Source organism: Rhodoflexus sp. (assembly GCF_053489755.1).
Window position 1 is genome coordinate 1 of record NZ_JBRCHD010000005.1, and the last position, 16,073, is coordinate 16,073.

Sequence of the window (16,073 nt, forward strand, 5' to 3'; positions counted from 1 at the left end):
GAAAGTAGAGCGTTTTTTTGCCTGGCTACAAAACTTCAGACGATGCGTAACCAGATACGAATATCATTTAGACAATTTTGCAGGATTTGTCAAACTGGCTGCCATGATTATACTACTTAGACAGTTTTGAGATGAGTTGTAGTCTTTGGTTTAGTAGGTTCAGTATGTAGTATTGGCGCTGGTATGTATTGTCTTATTCCTTTTCACTGGTAGTTATTAAACTGAGTAACAATGAAAAAGATATTTTCATTACCCATACTGATTACTTTAGTAGCTTTCGCTATTAGCAGTATCACTGTTTATCAAATAGTAGATAATCCTGTTTGGTTATATCTTTCAGGTATAACAGGTATTCTATTACTCATTGGAGTTACTTATGCTGCGATCAATAGTTCCAAAGTTGTTGGTGGCGCTATTGTTTCGGGACTTCTGTGTAATACTGCCTTCACGATTCATGTAAATATTTCTGGCGACCCCATTTCATTTTACTCAATGATCTTATTGGGGATAGTACATGTCGGTTTTCTGATAGCCGTTTTTAATACCTACAATATCAGTTGGGTCAGAATACTCACGGTTACAGCCTTCATTTCGTTACTATTTCGTGTGGCAGATTTTATACAAGCTAACCAACCGAGTGATTTCAGTTTGTACTTTTTTTACATTACAGCCTTCTTATTACTCATTGGACTGGCACTTACGCTGGCGGCTTACTTAATGCTCCCCCCAGCAACTCAACGATAATCAAATCGGCTTTATCCGATAAACAATTAGTTACAAGAGTCATTTTGAAATTTTTGGGATGGCTCTTGTAATTTTACTGGATTATTTTTCCAAATGGTTAGATTTGTTCGGCTGCTTGCCCTATGTAAAAAACCGAACAAACAAATGCTCAACGCACAAAAACGACTAACCGCACCTTTCTATGCCCTGCTGAGCCTTCCTGCAACGGCAATGGGCTTTGCACTTTCCGTACAGATTTCGGCGCTTAGCTGGCTGCTGAGTACGCAATACCAGCTCAATATTGAAGAAGTCGGCTTTGTGTGGGCTGCCGGACCGCTGGCGGGTATTTTCGGGCAGGTCATCGTTGGTCTCATCAGCGATAATGTGTGGTTTTGGGGCGGCAGGCGGCGACCTTTCATCCTCGTTGGCGGCTTGCTGGCGGCGCTGATGCTGCTTGCACTGCCTGCAATCGGGACTATCAACGACTCACTCGGCATCGGCAACCTGCTGGCGGTAGCTATCGCAGTTGCGCTGCTGCTGGATTTGTCTATCAACATCAGTTTCAACCCGACGCGCTCCATCATTGCCGACGTAACGCCCGAAGGCGAAGCCCGTACTAAAGGCTATACATGGATGCAAACCGTTTCGGGCGCTTTTGGCGTGTTGGCTTATCTGATTGGGGCAGTATTTGGCAATTTGACACTCATCTACGCCGGCGCGGTGCTGGTGCTGCTGTTTTCCATCGTCCCGATGTTTTTCATTACAGAACCTCGCGAACTGAAAACTATTGTGGCGGTAGCAGAAGAAAACCGGCTTAATTCTACACAAACTACTCAAAATCAGTCGCTTTTGCCGCTTTATCTGGCACATGCCTTTACTTGGCTGGGTGTGCAAACCATGTTTGTTTTCATGTTTGCCTTCTTGAAAGAACGCATCGGCGGGCTGAGCGATATGGTACTGGGGCAGGTCATAGCCGTCGCCTTTGCTGTGCTGAATACTGTCGGTTTTTTGCTGCCTGCGCCTGTGTTAGCTCCACTTTCCAAAAAGATTGGCAGAGTGCGCACCCACACGCTGAGCATCGCCGTAATGGCAGCAGGCTATGCAGGCATTTTCCTTTTCGGACACAGCGCTTGGGCGATTTATGCGTTGATGGCAGTAGTTGGTGTGGGCTGGGCGGCTACGGTTAGCCTCCCTTTTGCCATTATGACCGAAAAAATTGATAAGTCCAAGACAGGGCTTTACATGGGTATTTTCAATCTTTCGGTGGTTTTGCCGCAGTTGGTTGTGAGTAGTTTTTTTGGTAAAATTATTGAAAATAGCGAAAATAAGGGTGTTATTTTCATCATTTGCACAGCAGCATTAACCGTTTCTGCCGTTTTGTGGTTATTGGTGAAAGAGGATAAAAAGGCTACAACGGCAAGTAGCCAATCCGCAAGCGGTGGCGGGCATTGAGCGACAGTTTTAATCATGAGATTTTTTTAGCCATGAAATCATTATTAGCTAACCCCGACGGCTCGGTGAATTGGGAAAAGATCCGCAGCGACTACCCCAAAGTTGCCGACGGGGAGATCAGCGCAACTGCCATGCTGCGCCAAATGGAAGCTCTTGCTTTTCAGGATGATCCCCTCTGGATAGCTTATTACGGCGCTTTGCATACGCAGCAGGCGCGGGCGGTTTTCAATCCATTGGAAAAGTTACGGCTGACTAAACTTTCACAGGAACTGCTCGCTAAAGCTGTTGCTGCTGCGCCCAACAATCCGGAAATACGCTTTTTGCGCTTCTCGATCCAGTTGGGGCTGCCCGGCTACCTGAACCTGAGTCATCATATTGCCGAAGATCGCATTGTTATCTGCGAACAGTTGCCAAAGGCAGCCCAAGACGGGACGCTTGCACGGATTCACATAAACAAAATTGCTGCTTTTATGCTGCGCGAAGGCAGGATTGATCCCGCACAGGCAAGCCTTATAAAAAAGTTGATGGATTAGCTTCTTACGATCATCGTATCCTTGTAAATCTCCAGCATTTCGCGGGCAGGCTCGTAGTTATAGCAAATTTCCAGCACACGGCTCAAGTAGTTAAATGCCTTTTTGGGTTCACCGTTTTGTAGCCAAGCAAGTCCATAGTTATACAGCAATCCCGGGTGGTTGTCATTGCGCAAAAGCATGGCGGAGTATAGTACGTCGGCTTCTACCATGTTGCCGTCTTGCGCCAAGCGATTGGCTGTTGCCATTTCTGCCAGTACAGGATCATGCTCCTTACTCATCATGTATTTAAGATACAGGGTAAAGGGTAAACCTATCAGAAATAGCGTGTTTTTCCAAATGGTTTCATCGTAAGTTCTGCCGGCGCAGGTGTCGCATATGTGGTTTTCCGTAAATGAGGAGTGGTTGTCATGCTTGCCCCACCAATAGAAACGCACTTCAGGATAGGTCTGCAAGCGTCCGTAGTAGTTGCAGCGCGGGCAGATGTCGTACTGTTCCGACTTAGGCAGTACCTGCTGGTACTGATTGAACATCGTTGTGCAGTAACGGCAGTAGATGTATTCTGACAGAATGGCGGTTATGTCGGTAGAAGCCTCGCAAACAGGGCAGGTGATGGTGCGGAACAGTTTTCCTTTTCCTTCTGCTGCCCATTTTGCCTGTGCCTCTGCCATGTGCAGGCGGCTGAGATGCTGGTCTATTGCGCTTTTGACGTTGAAGGCGAAGCCATCGGCAACTTCTATCAGGAGCGCACTTGTTTCGGGCAGCACGTGTATGGATAAATTTTTTGGCAGCGCAAGGTAAGGCTTCAATATCACGGCTAACTGATCGCGATGGCGATAGACATGCATAATATCTTCGATGGGAATCGGGTGCTCGGTCAGCCGCAAACCGCTTTCGCCGTCTGCCCGTCCGTTGAGAGGAATGACAGACTGCCTTTTGCCTGCTGCATTGAGAAATCGAAACCTGAAATTGAGATACGACGATGGCATACACCAAATTTGCAACAAAAAATTTAAAAAGTAGCGGCTTGTCATTAAACCTTTTGCCTATCAGCTACTCTAACCTGCAAATGAACAGCGAGATGAATCCTTCTGGAGTATGTTCGGGACAATCGGAATAAAGGACAATGACGGGCGGAGGCACGAACAGAAACCTAAACCCGCCAAAAACATGGAAACGGCGAGCGACGACCGCGAAATTCTGGAAAAATTCAGTCAGGAAGCCTCTAAAAACTGGGCTTTTGACCAACTGATGCGCAAATACCAGCAGCGGATTTATCAGCACATCCGCAAAATGGTAATTGACCACGACGACGCGGACGACCTGACGCAGGAGGTTTTTGTAAAAGTGTGGCACAATCTGCACAAATTCAGAGCCGATGCACAACTATTTACTTGGCTGTACAGGATCGCCTCAAACGAGTGCCTCAACTTTTTGGATAAGAAACGCCGCCGCTACCTCATACCGATTTATGATGTGCGCAAGGAGCTTGCAGGTAAGTTAGACGGTGAAGGCAGCCTTTCAGGCGACGAAATCCAGTTGAAACTACAAAAAGCCCTGCTCACACTGCCCGATAAGCAACGCCTTGTTTTCAATATGCGTTATTACGACGAACTAAGCTACGAAGAAATTGCAGACATTACGGGGACTTCCGTAGGCGCGTTGAAAGCCTCTTACCACCATGCGGTTAAAAAAATTGAAGACCATTTGACCAAAAATTAAGCAATGAAACTCGAGGATATACCCAAAAATAAGCAACCTTTCAGCCCCCCTGAAGGCTATTTTGATACGCTGCCGCAGCGCGTTGCCCGTCGTGTGCGCAAGCCCGAAAATTCCACAGCCGTATTTTGGCAGTCGTTGCGCCTTGCTTATGTGCTGCCTGCTATGCTTGTGTTATTGTTTGCAGGCATCTTCTGGTACAACACAACGCCTCAGGCAGCGCAAGATTTGGCTTGGCAGTCGGTAGAAGAGATACTGCTGGAAAATGATATTTCCGAAGCCGAATTGCTGGACTATTACAGCCTGCAAATAGCAACAGACGATAATGAACTGACCTTAGACGAACTGCTTTACGACCTTACCGAAGAAGATTTTGACGAATTTATTTACTGAAGCTATGAAAAAGTGTGTACAATACATCGCGTTTGTCGCTTGCACGCTGTGGCTGTCATTTGCAGCGCATGCCCAACGCATGCCCAATCGCGAGGAAGTGGAAAAAATCCGTATGGCGATTATTCAGGAGCGGCTGCAACTTACACCTGAGCAGGCAAAAAACTTTATGCCCTTGCTCCGCCAGTATCGCAAAGAGCAAATGGATATGCGCCGGCAGATCATGAAACTGCGCCGGAAGAGCCTCGTAATGACGGACGATGATCTGAAAAAAGCAATGGATCAGGAATTTGACCTGCGCGAAAAAGAGGTAGCGCTTGCCCGTAAGTACCACAAAGAGTTCCTCACTGTGCTTAATGTGCGGCAGGTTGCCGAACTGTACCAGTCTGAACTGGAATTCAAGCGCCTACTGCTGGAACGATTGGGTAAAGGTGTCCGCCTGCCCGACGACATGGATTAGCCTGTATGAAAATTACATCAGATCCTGCCCAATGTCGCGGCGATAATATTTACCCGAATAGTCAACAATTGCTGCGGCATTGTATGAAAGTTGCAAGGCTTCGTCCAAAGTATCGGCAAGGGCTGTAAGCGCAATCACCCGACCGCCTGCTGTTACAAGATCAGATCCCTGCCGCATGGTTCCGGCATGGAAAGCAGTAACAGCCTTGCTGATCCGATCAAGTCCGCTGATGGTTTTGCCTTTCTCGAAGGCTTCGGGGTAGCCACCTGATACGAGCATGACAGTCGTTGCTGTGCGCGGATCGGTTTCGAGCGATGCCTGTGCCAGTTGGCGACGGGAGGCAGCATCGAGCAGCGCCAGAAAGTCACTCTTGATGCGCGGCACAACTACCTCCGTTTCAGGATCGCCCATGCGCACGTTGTACTCGATCACATATGGCTCGCCGCCGACATTCATCAGTCCGATAAAGATAAAGCCAATGTAGTCAATGCCTTCCTGTTGCAGTCCTGTGAGTGTGGGCTGAACGATGCGTTCCTCTACTTTTTTCAAAAACACCTCATCTGCAAAAGGAACGGGCGAAACTGCACCCATGCCGCCTGTATTCAAGCCCGTATCGCCTTCGCCAATGCGTTTGTAGTCTTTGGCAGCAGGGAGGAGGCAATAGTCTTTTCCGTCGGTCAGCACAAATACGGAGAGTTCGATACCTTGCAAAAACTGCTCAACTACCACTGTTGCGCTTGCCTTGCCAAATTTGGCATTTGCAATCATTTCTCGGAGTGCTGTCTGCGCTTCTGTTAAGTCATTGATAATCAGCACACCTTTGCCTGCTGCAAGCCCGTCGGCTTTGAGGACAAATGGCGGCTGCTGTGTGCTCAGGTAAGCGATACCATCTTCCAGATTGCTACTGTCAAAACTGCGATAGCCAGCGGTCGGGATGCCGTAGCGCATCATGAACTGCTTGGCGAAGTGCTTGCTGCCCTCCAGCGCTGCGCCCGCTTTGTCCGGCCCGACTACGCGCACATGGCTGAGCGCAGGACTGTTGCGCACAAAATCGGTGAAGCCTGCCACTAAGGGCGCTTCGGGGCCTACAATAACGAGTTCTATATGATTACTTACAATAAAATCGGCTAATTGGTCAAAATCAGTAGCTTCGATGGCTATATTTTGCGCCACTTCTGCTGTACCTGCATTACCAGGCGCAATGAATAAACCTGAGCAAAGCGGGCTTTGTGCAATTTTCCAAGCAAACGCATGTTCGCGCCCGCCACTGCCTAAAATGAGAATTTTCATAGGATCAGAACGTTGCGGCAAAATTAGCATTTACTGCTACAAAGCCTAAATTTACTGCCCGTCCACAATTTTGAATGGCTATGATGATAGACCTACGCAGCGACACGGTTACTCTGCCGACGGCTGCCATGAGAGAAGCAATGTTTACTGCCCCTGTTGGCGACGATGTTTACGGCGAAGATGCGTCAGTTAATGCACTGCAAGCGTATGCGGCTGAATTGTTTGGCATGGAAGCCGCGCTTTTTTGCCCTTCTGGTACGATGACTAATCAGATTGCGCTCAAGCTGCACCTACAGCCCGGCGATGAGGTGATTTGCGATAAATTAGCACACATCTACAACTACGAAGGCGGTGGCATTGCCCTGAATGCACATGCTTCGGTACGCTTAATCGAGTCTGTCAAAGGTAAAATGACTGCGGATCAAATTGCGGCAAACATTAATCCTGAAGACATTCATTATCCCACAACGCGACTTGTTGCCTTAGAAAATACGGTGAATAAAGGGGGCGGCATTTGTTACAAAATCAACGAAATAGCACCTATTGCGGCGCTTTGTAGGGAAAAAGGACTTGCGCTACATTTGGACGGTGCGCGCCTGTTCAATGCCTTAGTAGCTAACAAGGAACAACCAATACAGTACGGACAACTTTTTGACACTATCTCGATTTGTCTTTCCAAAGGACTGGGCGCACCTGTCGGCTCGTTGCTGCTGGGCAGCCGCGAACATATCCGCAAGGCGCTGCGCATCCGAAAAGCTATGGGGGGAGGTATGCGGCAGGCAGGCCTATTGGCTGCGGCAGGTCTGTATGCGCTGCAAAATCACGTTGAAAGGCTTGCAGAAGATCATAGCAGGGCTACGGCAATAGCCGATATTTTGAGTACCTGCAACTATGTAGCCGAAATACTGCCCGTAGAAACCAATATTGTGGTTTTCAAGTTGAAAGAGGAACGTTATCAGCCCATCCAATTCAGTGAGATACTCAAAAGGAAGGGTGTGCTGGCAAATCCTTTCGCAGGCGGTATGCGCTTTGTAACACATTTGGACTTTGATGATGCAAAACTTAGTGCGCTAAGCACGCTGCTAAAATCTTTGTAGTTAAAGTTTCACGTGTAAGATTTTTTTTCGTGTTTGCAAATTGCGGACAAATAGCTACTTCTATCGCATCAATAGTGATTCTTACCTATTATGGGAGCTGAAGAACGCGCCATAGCTGCTACGAAGATCACGAAGTTGTTAGAACAACTCCACAGCAGTATTATCATAAGATCGGAGATTGAGAGCGGCGGCGACCTGACAAACCGTCATAAAAACGAAAGGGCGCAAACTTTGCATCGTTTAGAAGGTTGATCAAAACAAACCGACTTGTTTGCTGTTAGTTATTAGCCGATCCCTACTCCCTAATCATGAATAAAATATTTCCTTTGATCTTGCTAATCACTCTTTTGCTGGCGATTGACTGGTATGTTTTCCAAGCTGTCCGCGTGGTGTGGGAAGATTCGCAGGTACAAACTCGCCGTCTGGTTTACAGCCTCTATTGGACAATTACGCTGCTGACTATTACTATTTTGGGTATCTATCCCTACCTGCCGACTTCTGCGGCTATGCTTACCGCCCGCCGTTTTGTCATGGTCTGGGGCTTTATGTTTTATTTCTCCAAGCTGTTTGCTGTTTTGTTTATTGCCTTAGACGACATCATCCGACTTGGGCAATGGATTTATACGCAGGTTGCGGGTTTGCTTCCACAAACGGCTGCTAAGCCCGAACCGATCAGCCTGCCTGCTGATATGCTGCCTGAGTCTCCTGCCAATGGCATCACACGTTCCGAATTCCTGATGCAGGCAGGTTTGGTCGCTGCGGCAGTGCCACTGGCAACTATGAGTTTTGGAATTATTTCCGGCGCACACGACTACCGCATCCGCCGTATTCGTTTGCCTTTGGCCAATTTGCCCAAAGCATTCGACGGTATCCGTATCGGACAACTATCTGATATTCACTCGGGTAGTTTCTTTAATCGGGTAGCAGTGCAAGGTGGTGTAGATATGCTACTCAACGAAAAGCCCGATGTCGTGTTTTTCACAGGCGATCTGGTTAACGACGTTGCCGACGAAATGCGCAACTATTTCAGCATTTTTAAGAATGTAGCAGCGCCTATGGGTGTTTATTCGGTGCTGGGCAACCACGACTACGGAGAATATTACCAATGGCCTACGGCAGAAGCTAAATATCGGAACTTGCAGAAAATCAAACAGATCCATGCAGATATGGGCTGGCGACTGCTGATGAATGAGCACATTAACTTGCAGATCGGAAGCGATAAAATAGCCGTGATTGGTGTAGAAAACTGGGGGGCGAAAGGCAATTTCCCCAAATACGGACGGCTGAAACAAGCATATGCAGGAACTGAAGAAGCACCTGTAAAGCTACTACTCTCACACGATCCCAGCCATTGGGACGCAGAGGTACGCCCGCAATACGCCGATATAGACGTGATGTTTGCAGGACATACCCACGGGATGCAGTTTGGCATAGAGGTCGGCTCGTTCCAGTGGAGTCCCGTGCAGTATATATATGAGCAGTGGGCAGGTCTCTATACCAAACAAAACCAGCACTTGTACGTCAATCGTGGTTTTGGGTATATTGGTTTTCCGGGGCGCATTGGCATTATGCCCGAAATTACGATCATGGAATTGGTGAAGGCGTAGCAATTGACTTGCGAAAAATGATTAATTTCGTTAATTATACAGCCGTTAAAACGCCTACATGCCATGTCTTTACCTGAAGAATACTTGCAATATCCCAAGCGCCGCCATGCGATGGATCACGATCGCTACAAATGGTCTAATCTGTTTGAGCGCAAGCCGTTAGCTTTCCCCAATGCTGCAAATATTGCACTTTGGGTAACGGTAGTTTCTGAATTCTTCCCACTCAACCAGCAGGGTAAGCCTTTCAAAGCTCCCGGCGGCATGGTTACTGCCTATCCCGACTTCAGGCACTACTCCTCGCGCGACTACGGCAACCGCGTTGGTATTTTCCGTCTTTTTCGCCTGTTTGAACAGTTAGGTATCAAGGCAAGCGTAGCGATGAATGCGGCGGTAGCAGAGCGTTACCCCTTGCTGGCGCGTGAGGCTGTTGGCAGGGGCTACGAGATCATCTGCCACGGCTACGACATGGATACTATCCACCACAGCGGGATGAGCGAGGCAGAAGAGCGCGAAATCATCCTCCGCTCCCGCCAAATTTTGACCGATATAACGGGCATAGTGCCGCAGGGGTGGCTGTCGCCTGCTTCTTCTGAGTCTTTTCTGACCCCTGATCTGGTGCAGGAAGCAGGCTTCAGCTACCTATGCGATTGGGCAAACGACGATCTACCCTACACCTTTCATACGCGTCAGGGCAGCCTGCTGGCAATGCCCTATTCAGAAGAAATCAGCGATCGGCAGATCATATTTGGCTATCACCACACCGAAGCACAATTTGTAGAACAGATTAAAGATCAGTTTGACACATTGCTTGCCGAAAGTAAAACTTATGGGGGGCGCGTACTATCTTTGGTGCTTTATCCTTACATCAGCGGCTTGCCTTATCGCATTCACGCAGTAGAAGAAGCCTTGCGCTACATCCTGCAACATCCGGGCGTGTGGAGCGCAACGGGCGCAGATATTGCGGCTATTTGACTAGTTGCACGATATTTTAAGAAAAACAACAAAACCAAAAACAACAAAATGCAATGCTTGAAACCAACCAAAAGGTATTTAAAGATGTAGAAGGACGTTACTATTTTGACCCTATCAAAAAGAACTTTGAGAAAAAAGTAAAAGAAGTTGGGGCAGAAAAGGCTATTTCTTACCTCACCGAAATTATGCAAAGTTCAACAGCAGAAGTTGAGAAGATTATCCAAAAACGTATCAAAAGTGGTGAAATAAACGATGCCTCACAGACAAGAAAAGCGGTTGCAGGAAATGGTTTTCAAGGTTTGGTGGCTTATGCTTTAATATTTTTGCAAAGCGAAGGCTTGATAAACAAAGACTTGGTTATCACTCTAAAACCCAAAAAACACAAACTCATAGAAGACTATGCCACTATTCAGGTAGGTGATGACGTGCAAAAACCAGATGTGGATTTGATGATTTACCACAACAAAAAGTTAGAAAAAGCACCTGTTTTGATTTTCTCTATCAAAACATCTTTGAGAGAAAGAGCGGGACAAACCTACAAATGGAAACTTTTGATGGACATTGCAACGTCAAAAGACTGTATGCAAATCAAACAAAAGTACGGTTTGAGTTTTGAAGTAAAAGCAGATTTTAGAGTAGGTTTTATTACGACCAATTTTTATGATGAAATCACGCAACCCCAACAAATAGGAATGTTGAATTTCTTTGATTTTGTGTATCTTACCAAATCAGGAAAATTCAAATCACCTATCAACGAGTTTTCAAAAATTGTGTCAGACCTCAAAACACTTTACAAATGATACTAACCGAGAAAAAATATACAGATTTTTCGTGGGACTTCGTAGGTGCAAACACCAAACAATTTACACATTGCTACCACAATTACCCAGCAATGATGATACCGCAAATTGTAGAACGTATTTTGGCAAAATACGGTGTGGATAGTCATTTGCTTTTTGACCCTTATTGTGGCACAGGAACAAGTTTGGTAGAAGCCAATTTGAAAGGAATTAACGCTATTGGAACAGACTTAAACCCATTGGCAAGACTTATTGCCAAAACAAAAACAACCAAAATTAACCTACAAGTTCTGGATTTGTATCTCAAAGATTTTAACGATTATATGTTTTCCTTGATGTTTGATTTCAACAATAAGGTAAACATCGTTATTCCCCAAATTAACAATATTGATTTTTGGTTTGACAAAGGCGTGCAGGAAAAGTTAGCAATTATTAAAACTTTTATTGACAAAATAGAAGACGAGAACGTGAGCAATTTTTTCAAAATAGCATTTAGCGAAACCGTGAGAGAAAGCAGTTTTACACGCAATAGCGAGTTTAAATTGTTCCGAATGACGGCAGAACAAATGCAAAAATTTAACCCTGATGTTTTTGGTTTAATGCAAAGTAAATTAGCCCGAAATCACAAGGGACTAAAATCATTTTTAGAGCAAAAACCCAAAGGTAATTCGCAAGTTTATGATTTTAATACAAGCAATGAAGTGAAACATATTGAAAATGAAAGTGTTGATATTGTTGTAACTTCACCGCCCTATGGAGATAGCCGCACAACAGTTGCTTATGGACAATTTTCGAGGCTTGCCAACGAATGGTTAGACGTAGAAAATGCTAACCAAATAGACAATAATTTAATGGGTGGAAACCGACAAAAAGAGGTTTGTAGTTTTGAGAGCCAAAGTCTGAATGAAAGCCTTGAAAAAATTGCAAATATAGATGAGAAAAGAGCCAAAGAAGTCTCTTCGTTTTATTGCGACTATCAAAGTTCTATTGAAAATGTAGCCAAAACCATCAAAAAAGGTGGTTATGCTTGTTATGTAGTAGGCAACCGAAAAGTAAAAGGTGAAGTTTTACCGACAGACGAAATAACCAAAGACTTTTTTGAAAATCAAGGTTTTTCGCACATAGAAACGATTATTCGCAACATTCCTAACAAACGTATGCCGAGCAAAAACAGCCCGACAAATGTAACAGGAAAAAAAGACGAAACAATGAATAACGAGTATATCGTGGTAATGCGAAAAGAATGAAAACATCGTGCAACAGCGGTTTGGCGTAATGGCGGGTGCAGTGCTTCGTATGACAGTTTTGTGGTAGGTTCTAGTGCAGTTCTTCGAGTGAACTTTTGTGCTAAAAATCCGCCCTACCCAAGCCCCCAACCGATCCTATAACTCACAGCAACGAGGCTTTTGCCGTAATACTGTAGTAGCTCTACTACCAATATGCAATTCCTACGGGATAAAAACTGCATGGTAGATAATTTATTTCAGTATGATATGGTTGCTTCGGGCAATAACGTAAAAAAACCTGACAAATCTCTAAGACCTGTTAGGTTTTTTATTTTATGAGACTAACAGCCGATTAAAACATAGCTGCTACCAACTCTTCTGACTCTGCGAAGAGCGGGTACTGCTGCATCCAGCCGTTTACTTCTTTGCGAACTTCAGCAAGGATTGTATCGTTGTTGTGGTTCATTAGCGCTTTGTCTATCAGGGCGGCGATGCGCGGCATATCGGCAGCTACCAGCCCACGCGTCGTAATGGCAGGCGTACCAATGCGCATACCTGAAGTTACGAAAGGAGACTTGTCATCGAACGGAACCATGTTTTTATTAATGGTAATGTCCGCCTTAATCAGTGTGTTTTCTGCCAGTTTGCCACTGATGCCTTTGTTGCGCAAGTCAATGAGCATCAGGTGATTGTCAGTACCGCCTGAAATGAGGTGGTAGCCCATTTCCACGAAAGATTGGGCGAGTGCTTGTGCATTTTCGGAAACGCGCTTCACATACTGCAAATAGCTGTCCGAAAGCGCCTCGCCAAAGGCTACGGCTTTAGAGGCAATGACGTGTTCCAGCGGGCCGCCTTGCGTACCGGGAAATACAGCTCCGTCTAACAACTCAGACATCATTTTTACCTGCCCTTTCATGTTGGTAATGCCAAAGGGATTTTCAAAATCTTTCCCCATCATAATAATGCCACCGCGAGGCCCGCGCAGGGTTTTATGCGTCGTAGAGGTTACGATGTGGCAGTGTTGCAGCGGATCGTTCAGCAGACCGCGTGCAATCAGCCCCGAAGGATGCGAAATATCAGCCAGCAGCAAGGCACCGATTTCATCAGCAATTACACGCAGGCGGGCGTAGTCCCAGTCGCGGGAGTAAGCCGAAGCGCCGCAGATCAACAGTTTAGGCTGTTCGCGCAGCGCTATTTCCTCTACTTTGTTCCAGTCAATCAGTCCGGTTTCGCGCTCAACACCATAGAAAGAAGGTTGATAGTATTTTCCTGAAAAGTTCACAAGCGAGCCGTGTGTCAGGTGTCCGCCGTGCGCCAAGTCGAAGCCGAGAATCTTATCGCCGGGTTGCAGCACTGCCAACATAACGGCCGCGTTGGCCTGCGCTCCTGAATGTGGCTGTACGTTTGCCCAAGCAGCACCAAAAAGTTGTTTGAGGCGTTCAATGGCAATGGTTTCAATCTGATCCACTATTTCGCAGCCACCGTAGTAGCGCTTGCCGGGCAAACCTTCTGCATACTTGTTGGTCAGCACACTGCCCATTGCTTGCATCACATAAGGAGAAGCAAAATTTTCGGAAGCAATCAGTTCTATGCCGTGTATCTGGCGTTCAAACTCTTTCTGAATGAGAGAAAATACTTGATTATCAGCCTTAATCATGGAAAATGAGGGAAAATGAGTACACAAATGTACGCAAAAGTGCGGGCTTTCCGGCAAAACGGCTGTATATACTTTTTAGGCACTTGTGTACGGTAATATGTACGGTTTTTGTCTTTGAGATACAGGGAACAAAAGAAAAAACCCTGTCAGAATGCGTTTTGACAGGGTTTTAAGCGTGTTTGTGGTGTGGGAGGGAATCGAACCCCCGACACAAGGATTTTCAGTCCTTTGCTCTACCAACTGAGCTACCGCACCGCCTTGTTATTTTTGTGGCACAAAAGTAGAGTGCGTTTCTTTATCTGCCAAATCTTGGCTGCAAATTTTTGTAACTTTTTTGTAATGCATTGTTAATCAATTACTTTTGGTACGAGGAAATAATCAGCGTCGTGTGCGGGTGCCTGCGAGAGCGCCTGTTCGTGGCTTATTGTCTGTATGACCTTGTCTTCGCGCAGGCGGTTTATTTCGTGGGTCATGTGTGTGAGCGGCTCAATGCCTGTTGTATCTAACTCGCGTAGTTTATTTATCCAACTGATCGTTTTGTTCAGACTTTCTATCAGTTGGTGCTGATCTTGGGGCGCTACCTGCAAGCGCGCTAAATGTGCAATTTTTGCTAATATCTCGGGCGTAATTTCCATAGAATAGTTGCTATTCGTTTACAGATAACGGATAATAGATTGGGGATAATGCTTGGATAGTTCTGCTGCGATGACCTCGTAGGTTTGCGCTTTGAGTGCATCTGTATCGGCGGGTTTGAGATCTTTGGTAGGTATCGGCTGATGGATCACTACTACTGCCCGCCTGCGGTTGATCTGTAGCCCTGACTTTTCGGGCAGGATCTGCCAGTTGTGGGGCATTGTTACGGGTATTATCGGTACACCTGTTTCAATTGCCAAGCGAAAAGCGCCATCTTTAAAAGGAGCTAATGTTGGCGGTTGAATCCTACCGAAACCACCTTCGGGAAACAGCAGTACGCTGCGTCCATGCAATAGCCGATCTTTAGCTTTTTGCAAAGCGCCTAATCCGCTTTTGGGATTAGACCGATTGACAGGAATGTGTACACGCCGGAAGATATATCCGAAGATCGGAATTTTGCTCAGCGAACTTTTACCTACAAACACGAAGAGTTTGGGAATGGCATAAACCATCAACGGAACATCTAAATAGGAGGCATGGTTAGGCGTAAGGATGTAAGGGGTGTCTTTAGGTAGATTTTCCACTCCAATCACCTGGACTGGCAATGCGCTTGCGCGAAATAGCAGTATGCTCCACATCTTGTAGGCAGCTAGACTTATTACATGCAAGCGCCTATGCAAGGTGCCAATAAGGGCAAGTGGTGCGACTGGAACGAGAAAGAATCCGATCAGGCAGGCGACACACCAAAGTCCGTAGATCTTACCTGCGACGCTTGTCTTTCTTGCGCTTGTTGTTGCCGTGCGAGTGGCTCTGATGTTGTTGTTGTTGTTGATACTGTGGCTTGTGGCGATATTCTCTTTCGGCATGATCGTTACGAAGTGATTGCAGATCTACATCCAACTGATTATTGGAAAGTTCGCGCAATTGTGCAACGATGATTTCATCTTCTGTATGCTCCTTGTTCCATGTAGCATAGAAGGTGCGCATCAGTTTGAAAATACTGATAGCTGCTGCTTTGCGCTCTTCGGGATCTTCCAGTTTTACCGCTTTTTCTATCATTAGCTCCACATTTTTGCCATAATGTCTGTAGGTAATGTTATGAGTATTGTAGGGCATTTTTTGCGGCTTTTGGAAAAGTTCACCGGGCTGGGGAGGGGGGAAGGGACCGTCAATATCTAACTTATAGCCCGCCATATGGTGCAAGTGATCCCAGATGCGCTGTGGTGTTTCGATGTTTTCACGCACCGAGGGGTTGAGTTGCTTCATTAGCCCAATTAGTACATGCGAAAGGGCTGTGCGCTCTTCCTGTGTTGGACGGGAGGCAATATATTCGGCGATTTGTTGCACACTCCGCCCATACTCTTTCAATATCAGTGCACTGCGTCCTGTGTTGTACTCGAATTTTTCCATCAAAAAATATTTCTACAAATTTACCACAATTCGATTAACTTTACCAAATTAGTTCTATCTTTAACTCCTCAAAGGAAGTTAGTTCCTTTGATTTCTTTGGTAAAAAT

At 46.1% G+C, this 16,073-nt stretch carries 18 protein-coding genes and 1 tRNA gene; 12 read left to right on the forward strand and 7 right to left on the reverse strand.

Annotation, left to right across the window (positions count from 1 at the left end; translation table 11 throughout):
- Positions 1–231: 231 nt before the first annotated feature.
- The 3 genes from ACWIP2_RS00385 (at position 232) to ACWIP2_RS00395 (ending at position 2,708) form a co-directional block, all read left to right on the forward strand.
- The gene (locus ACWIP2_RS00385) at positions 232–744 is read left to right on the forward strand and encodes a hypothetical protein (protein WP_448517902.1); all 513 of its coding nucleotides are present in this window, start codon (positions 232–234) and stop codon (positions 742–744) included.
- A gap of 144 nt (positions 745–888) precedes the next feature.
- Positions 889–2,175: an MFS transporter gene (locus ACWIP2_RS00390; protein ID WP_448517903.1), complete on the forward strand. Its 1,287-nt coding sequence runs from the start codon at positions 889–891 to the stop codon at positions 2,173–2,175.
- A 32-nt stretch (positions 2,176–2,207) separates the two neighbouring features.
- Complete coding sequence (locus ACWIP2_RS00395) at positions 2,208–2,708, forward strand: hypothetical protein (protein ID WP_448517904.1); 501 nt, start codon at positions 2,208–2,210, stop codon at positions 2,706–2,708.
- Here the strand turns inward: ACWIP2_RS00395 and ACWIP2_RS00400 are convergent.
- Complete coding sequence (locus ACWIP2_RS00400) at positions 2,705–3,694, reverse strand: tetratricopeptide repeat protein (protein WP_448517905.1); 990 nt, start codon at positions 3,692–3,694, stop codon at positions 2,705–2,707. The two genes, ACWIP2_RS00395 and ACWIP2_RS00400, sit on opposite strands and share 4 nt — an antisense overlap.
- A 181-nt stretch (positions 3,695–3,875) precedes the next feature.
- On the opposite strand from ACWIP2_RS00400, the gene ACWIP2_RS00405 reads away from it, so the two are divergent.
- The 3 genes from ACWIP2_RS00405 to ACWIP2_RS00415 are packed head-to-tail and all read left to right on the forward strand — an operon-like array spanning position 3,876 to position 5,274.
- Positions 3,876–4,427, forward strand: coding sequence for an RNA polymerase sigma factor (locus ACWIP2_RS00405; protein WP_448517948.1), 552 nt, complete (start codon positions 3,876–3,878; stop codon positions 4,425–4,427).
- Positions 4,428–4,430: 3 nt separating this feature from the next.
- Complete coding sequence (locus tag ACWIP2_RS00410; protein ID WP_448517906.1) at positions 4,431–4,817, forward strand: hypothetical protein; 387 nt, start codon at positions 4,431–4,433, stop codon at positions 4,815–4,817.
- A gap of 4 nt (positions 4,818–4,821) precedes the next feature.
- Positions 4,822–5,274: a hypothetical protein gene (locus ACWIP2_RS00415; protein ID WP_448517907.1), complete on the forward strand. Its 453-nt coding sequence runs from the start codon at positions 4,822–4,824 to the stop codon at positions 5,272–5,274.
- 12 nt (positions 5,275–5,286) lie between these two features.
- Here ACWIP2_RS00415 and purD read toward each other — a convergent pair whose 3' ends face one another.
- Positions 5,287–6,564 (reverse strand): phosphoribosylamine--glycine ligase, encoded by a 1,278-nt coding sequence (gene purD, locus ACWIP2_RS00420; RefSeq protein ID WP_448517908.1) that lies wholly within the window; start codon positions 6,562–6,564, stop codon positions 5,287–5,289.
- An 80-nt stretch (positions 6,565–6,644) separates the two neighbouring features.
- Between purD and ltaE the strand changes: the two genes are divergently transcribed.
- The 6 genes from ltaE (at position 6,645) to ACWIP2_RS00450 (ending at position 12,287) form a co-directional block, all read left to right on the forward strand.
- On the forward strand, positions 6,645–7,661 hold the full coding sequence (gene ltaE / locus ACWIP2_RS00425; RefSeq protein WP_448517909.1) for a low-specificity L-threonine aldolase: 1,017 nt from the start codon (positions 6,645–6,647) through the stop codon (positions 7,659–7,661).
- A 90-nt stretch (positions 7,662–7,751) separates the two neighbouring features.
- Positions 7,752–7,913 carry a hypothetical protein gene (locus ACWIP2_RS00430; RefSeq protein WP_448517910.1) on the forward strand — a complete coding sequence of 54 codons (162 nt, stop codon included), beginning with the start codon at positions 7,752–7,754 and terminating at the stop codon, positions 7,911–7,913.
- A 56-nt stretch (positions 7,914–7,969) separates the two neighbouring features.
- On the forward strand, positions 7,970–9,268 hold the full coding sequence (locus tag ACWIP2_RS00435) for a metallophosphoesterase (RefSeq protein ID WP_448517911.1): 1,299 nt from the start codon (positions 7,970–7,972) through the stop codon (positions 9,266–9,268).
- Positions 9,269–9,331: 63 nt separating this feature from the next.
- Positions 9,332–10,240, forward strand: a complete 909-nt coding sequence (locus tag ACWIP2_RS00440; protein WP_448517912.1) for a polysaccharide deacetylase family protein — start codon at positions 9,332–9,334, stop codon at positions 10,238–10,240.
- 53 nt (positions 10,241–10,293) lie between these two features.
- Positions 10,294–11,040, forward strand: a complete 747-nt coding sequence (locus ACWIP2_RS00445; RefSeq protein ID WP_448517913.1) for a BsaWI family type II restriction enzyme — start codon at positions 10,294–10,296, stop codon at positions 11,038–11,040.
- Positions 11,037–12,287, forward strand: a complete 1,251-nt coding sequence (locus tag ACWIP2_RS00450) for a hypothetical protein (protein WP_448517914.1) — start codon at positions 11,037–11,039, stop codon at positions 12,285–12,287. The genes ACWIP2_RS00445 and ACWIP2_RS00450 overlap by 4 nt, the downstream gene beginning before the upstream one ends.
- A gap of 331 nt (positions 12,288–12,618) precedes the next feature.
- On the opposite strand, the gene ACWIP2_RS00455 is transcribed toward ACWIP2_RS00450, so the two are convergent.
- The 5 genes from ACWIP2_RS00455 to ACWIP2_RS00475 all read right to left on the reverse strand — a co-directional run bounded on the left by ACWIP2_RS00455 (position 12,619) and on the right by ACWIP2_RS00475 (position 15,966).
- Positions 12,619–13,923, reverse strand: coding sequence for a serine hydroxymethyltransferase (locus tag ACWIP2_RS00455; RefSeq protein WP_448517915.1), 1,305 nt, complete (start codon positions 13,921–13,923; stop codon positions 12,619–12,621).
- Positions 13,924–14,105: 182 nt separating this feature from the next.
- A tRNA-Phe gene (locus ACWIP2_RS00460) sits at positions 14,106–14,178 on the reverse strand.
- A gap of 92 nt (positions 14,179–14,270) precedes the next feature.
- Positions 14,271–14,558, reverse strand: coding sequence for an Asp-tRNA(Asn)/Glu-tRNA(Gln) amidotransferase subunit GatC (gene gatC / locus ACWIP2_RS00465; RefSeq protein WP_448517916.1), 288 nt, complete (start codon positions 14,556–14,558; stop codon positions 14,271–14,273).
- An 18-nt stretch (positions 14,559–14,576) separates the two neighbouring features.
- Positions 14,577–15,422: a lysophospholipid acyltransferase family protein gene (locus tag ACWIP2_RS00470; RefSeq protein WP_448517917.1), complete on the reverse strand. Its 846-nt coding sequence runs from the start codon at positions 15,420–15,422 to the stop codon at positions 14,577–14,579.
- Positions 15,316–15,966 (reverse strand): DUF4290 domain-containing protein, encoded by a 651-nt coding sequence (locus ACWIP2_RS00475; RefSeq protein WP_448517918.1) that lies wholly within the window; start codon positions 15,964–15,966, stop codon positions 15,316–15,318. Before ACWIP2_RS00475 ends, ACWIP2_RS00470 begins: the two co-directional genes overlap by 107 nt.
- Positions 15,967–16,073 lie beyond the last annotated feature (107 nt).